Source organism: Streptomyces sp. (assembly GCF_035563135.1).
In the GTDB taxonomy this organism is placed as follows: domain Bacteria; phylum Actinomycetota; class Actinomycetes; order Streptomycetales; family Streptomycetaceae; genus Streptomyces.
The window spans coordinates 1-4189 of the sequence record NZ_DATMVN010000163.1 but is presented as its reverse complement, the minus strand read 5'-3'; the positions used below and the strand labels follow the sequence as shown (position 1 = coordinate 4189).

Sequence of the window (4189 nt, the reverse complement as noted above, 5' to 3'; positions counted from 1 at the left end):
AGGTGAGCGAGGTGTCGACACCGACGTACTTCTCGAAGGTGTACGAGCGGCCGGCCCTGACCGTGACCGTCCGGGTGCCAGTCGTACCCAGCTGGACGATCGCCCCCTGCGTGCCCGTGCCCAGTGTGCGGAACGTGCCGTCGCCGGCGAGTGCGACCCGGCGTGCCCCGCGCTCGTCCAGCCGTCCGGTCACCGTCGCGGTGCCGCTCCAGTGCGGGGTCATCCGCAGTCGTACGGCGCCGGTGTGCACGTCGGAGCGGTCGGCCAGGACCTCGTAGGCCAGGTCGGTGGCGCGGCCGTCGGCCGTGGTCCACCGCAGGGAGGTGACCACGACACCGCAGCGCAGGTGGAGGGTCTGGCGGTAGTGGGAGATGCGGTCGGCGGGGGTGGCGGAGCCGTACGTCTCGGAGCCGGCCCGTACGTCGAGCGTGGTCCAGGACGGGAGCGCGGCGATCACCTCGCGGCCCTCGGCGAGGCCCTCGTCGCGGGCGTGGAGCCCGGAGACGAAGGCACCGTCGTACCGTGGGGTGTAGAGGGGCCAGCCGGTCTTCCGGCCCGTCGCGGCGTATCCGGCGCCCGTGGCGGGCACGCGGTGGCCCAGGTAGCCGTTGCCGACATAGGGGTCGTACCCCTCGGCCTCGCCGAAGGCGGTGGATGCCGGTGCCCACGACGCGTCGGAAGGGGTGTCCGTCCTGCCGCACACGGAGGCGGGGGCGGGCGGCCCGGCGGCGTGGGAGAGCGGCGGCACAGGGACGGTCAGCGCGCTTGCGATCAGGGACGCGAGAAGAGGGATGCGCTTGAGGCTCACCGTACGAAGGTAGGGAAGACGACGCCGCCGGTGCGGTACCGGCGCGCGGGACGAGCGGACCGGTCCAGGGCCGGAGGCAGGGAGAGCGGCATGTCGTATCCGGACCCCGTCCACACGGGCGGCGAGGGCGAGATCAGCGCGCGGTACCGGCCGGCCGGCACCGCCCCGGACTTCCTGCCACGCAGCGGCGGCAGCACCCACTACCTGGCCACGTCGGAGTCGACGCACGGGGAGTTCGGGCTGTACCGCATCAACATGGGGCCCCGGGCGGGCGGCCCGGCCGAACACTTCCACCGGACGATCTCGGAGTCGTTCTTCATCCTCGACGGGACGGTGCGGATCCACAACGGCGAGCGATGGACCGACGCCACGGCGGGCGACTTCCTGTACGTGCCCCAAGGCGGTCTGCACGCCTTCCGGAACGACTCCGACGAGCCCGCGTCGATGCTGCTGCTCTTCACGCCGGGGGCGCCCCGGGAGGAGTACTTCGAGAAGGTGGGGCAGGTCTCCGACTGGCCGGAGAAGGAGCGGGCGGAGTTCTTCATCAAGCACGACACGTACTGGACGGACTGAGGGGCGCCGGGCCCACGGGCCCCGGGGCGCCGGTCCCCTCAGGGCGCGAGGCCCGTCCTGAGGCCGGCCCCGCGGAGCGGGACGGCCACGCTCCGGTCCGTCACGCCGCCCACGGCCGCCCAGCAGGCGACCCCGGTCGTCTCGACGGAGAAGCCGCGGGCGGCCAGGTCCTTCTGCGCCGCACGGATCTGTTCCTCCGGCACGGTCAGGAAGGTGCCGCCCGACTCCCGGACGGCGGCCAGGACCTGCCGGCCGCGCGGCGGCCGCGGAATGGCGCTCCCCTCCGCGGGAGTGGGCGGCACCCGGCCCGGGAGCCGCCCTGAGGGCAGAAGTATGCCGCCGTGGGCATGCGGATCTCGGACATGCGCCGAATCTGATCACCCGGCACGGCCGTGATCCGGACCCGGTGAGGGCCGCGCGGGTCCTTCGTCCCGTGCGGCCCTCACCGCCGGTCAGCGCCGCCGCAGCCCTCGGTCGACCGCCGTCATCAGCTCGCCGTCCTCCGTGTCGCCGTCCAGCGACCAGAACATCGCCCCGCCGAGACCGCGGTCGCGGATGTACGAGGTCTTGGCGTGCAGCACCTGCGGATCGTCGTACGTCCACAGGGTCGTGCCGTCGAACAGCCAGGCATGGCCGTTGCGGGTGTCCCGGTGCACCGTGTACTGCCCGGATTCGGCCAGTTTCTTCAGTGCCTTGTAGTCCTCGTAGCCGGCGGCGTACGTGGCGGGCGCGGGCGCCGTCGCCGGCTGGCCGAGCCCGTCACCGCCCCCGGTGACGCCCGTCCAGCCCTGGCCGTAGAACGGCATGCCCATCACCAGCTTGCGGGCCGGAGCACCGCGCCTGATCCAGTCACGGACCGTCTGGTCGACACTGAAGTCGCCCTTGGCGTACAGCGCGGACTGCTGCGCGGTCGTCGGCTCGCCGGAGACGTGGAAGTCGTAGCCCTGGATGTTGACGAAGTCGAAGTCCCGCATGATGCGGGGCACGTCGAACCCGGCGTCGATCTTGGCGGGCGCGGTGGGCACGAAGGCGGACAGCTCGTAGTGCTTCGGCTTCGTCCTGTCCTTCCGGCTGCTCTTCGCGTAGGCGTCGAGCTGGGTACGGAACTCGTGCACCAGAGCCGTGAAGTTCCGCTTGTCCTCCGGGCGGAAGACCGTGTCCGTGTCACCGGCGGAGCCGGGCCACTCCCAGTCCAGGTCGATGCCGTCGAAGAGGCCGGCCGCGGCCCCCTCACCCCCACGGGCACCGTCCACGGGCAGGTTGCCCTTGATGTACAGGTCGATGCAGGACGAGACGAGGGCCTTGCGGGAGGCGGCGGTGCGGGCCGCGTCCGAGAAGTGGGTGGACCAGCTCCAGCCGCCCAGGGAGATCATCACCTTGAGGCCGGGGTGTGCGGCCTTGAGCTCGCGCAGCTGGTTGAAGTTGCCCGCGAGAGGCTGCGTATCGGTGTCGGCGACGCCGTCGACCGATCCGGCGGCGTCCAGCGGGCGGGCGTAGTCGGCCCAGGCGTCGGCCTCGCCGGGTACGTTGCCCGTGAAGCAGCGGCCTTCGGCGCTGACGTTGCCGAAGGCGTAGTTGATGTGGGTGAGCTTGGCCGCTGTACCGCTGGTCTCCAGGTCCTTGACCTGGAAGTCGCGTCCGTAGACGCCCCATTGGGTGAAGTAGCCGACGGTCCGGTACGCGCGGTCGTGGTGGCCCGCACCGCGGTCGTGGCCGGTTCCGCGGTCGTGGCCGGTTCCGCCGGCCGTGGCGGCGGGGGCGAGGCCTGCCAGCAGGGTCAGGGCGCAGGCGGCGGTGGTCAGTCCGGTCAGGGTTCTTCGGCGCATGGGGCTCGTTCCTGTGCGTGGTCCGGGGGATGGTTCCGGTGCGGATTCCGGGGGCGTTCCGGGGGGTGTTCCGGGTGCTGGCGGGGCAGCGGGAGCCGTGCTGTGCACAGGAAGGTATTGGTCTGGACCAAAAAGGGTCAAGGGTCCGGGCGCACTCGGCGTGCGCCTGGGTCAGGTATGCGCTGGTGAGCAGGGAATCATCACTTCGAGTGAAACTATGGCCCGCGCTTGCGGTATTCAACCCACGGTTGTCACGCTGTTGCTGTCTGTCAACCTGTTGGGAGTGGCCTGTGCCTTTCGGTGAGCAGCCCGCCTATCTGCGCGTGGCGAGCGATCTCAGGGAGAAGATCGTCAACGGCGCGCTGCCGCCCCACGCCCGGCTGCCTTCCCAGGCCCGGATCCGTGAGGAGTACGGGGTCTCGGACACCGTGGCGCTGGAGGCGCGCAAGGTCCTGATGGCCGAAGGGCTCGTCGAGGGGCGGTCGGGCTCCGGGACGTATGTGCGTGCGCGCCCGGTCCCGCGCCGGATCGCCCGCTCCGGCTATCGGCCCGGAGCGGGGGCCGACCCCTTCCGCCAGGAGCAGACGGCGGAAGGGGCGCGGGGGACCTGGGAGTCCCGCAGCGAGCAGGAGGAGGCGAGCGCCGGGGTCGCCGAGCGGCTGGGGATCGAGCCCGGCGACCGGGTGATGCGCACGAGGTACGTCTTCCGGGAGGCGGGCGAGCCGATGATGCTGTCCACCTCCTGGGAGCCCCTGGCCGTCACGGGGCGTACGCCGGTGATGCTTCCGGAGGAGGGGCCGCTGGGAGGCTGCGGTGTCGTCGACCGCATGGCGGCGATCGACATCGTCGTGGACAACGTGGCGGAGGAGGTCGGCGCGCGCCCGGGGCTGGCGGAGGAGCTCCTGACGCTCGGCGGGGTGCCGGGCCATGTGGTGATGGTGATCGGTCGGACGTACTACGCCTCGGGGCGGGCGGTGGAGAC

At 71.9% G+C, this 4189-nt stretch carries 3 protein-coding genes and 2 pseudogenes; 2 read left to right on the top strand and 3 right to left on the bottom strand.

The window, feature by feature from the left end; genetic code table 11:
- Nucleotides 1–808 (bottom strand): annotated as a pseudogene (locus tag VN520_RS06990) (haloacid dehalogenase); the annotation flags it as partial.
- Between the two features lie 90 nt (nucleotides 809–898).
- Here VN520_RS06990 and VN520_RS06985 point away from each other — a divergent pair.
- The gene (locus tag VN520_RS06985) at nucleotides 899–1381 is read left to right on the top strand and encodes a cupin domain-containing protein (RefSeq protein ID WP_325745972.1); all 483 of its coding nucleotides are present in this window, start codon (nucleotides 899–901) and stop codon (nucleotides 1379–1381) included.
- A 38-nt stretch (nucleotides 1382–1419) separates the two neighbouring features.
- Here the strand turns inward: VN520_RS06985 and VN520_RS06980 are convergent.
- Both VN520_RS06980 and VN520_RS06975 read right to left on the bottom strand, forming a co-directional pair.
- Nucleotides 1420–1683, bottom strand: a pseudogene (locus VN520_RS06980) (threonine synthase); the annotation flags it as partial.
- 150 nt (nucleotides 1684–1833) lie between these two features.
- The gene (locus tag VN520_RS06975; protein ID WP_325745971.1) at nucleotides 1834–3207 is read right to left on the bottom strand and encodes a glycoside hydrolase family 18 protein; all 1374 of its coding nucleotides are present in this window, start codon (nucleotides 3205–3207) and stop codon (nucleotides 1834–1836) included.
- 290 nt (nucleotides 3208–3497) lie between these two features.
- Between VN520_RS06975 and VN520_RS06970 the strand changes: the two genes are divergently transcribed.
- Nucleotides 3498–4189: GntR family transcriptional regulator (locus VN520_RS06970; RefSeq protein ID WP_325745970.1), on the top strand; the 692-nt coding region annotated here is incomplete at its 3' end.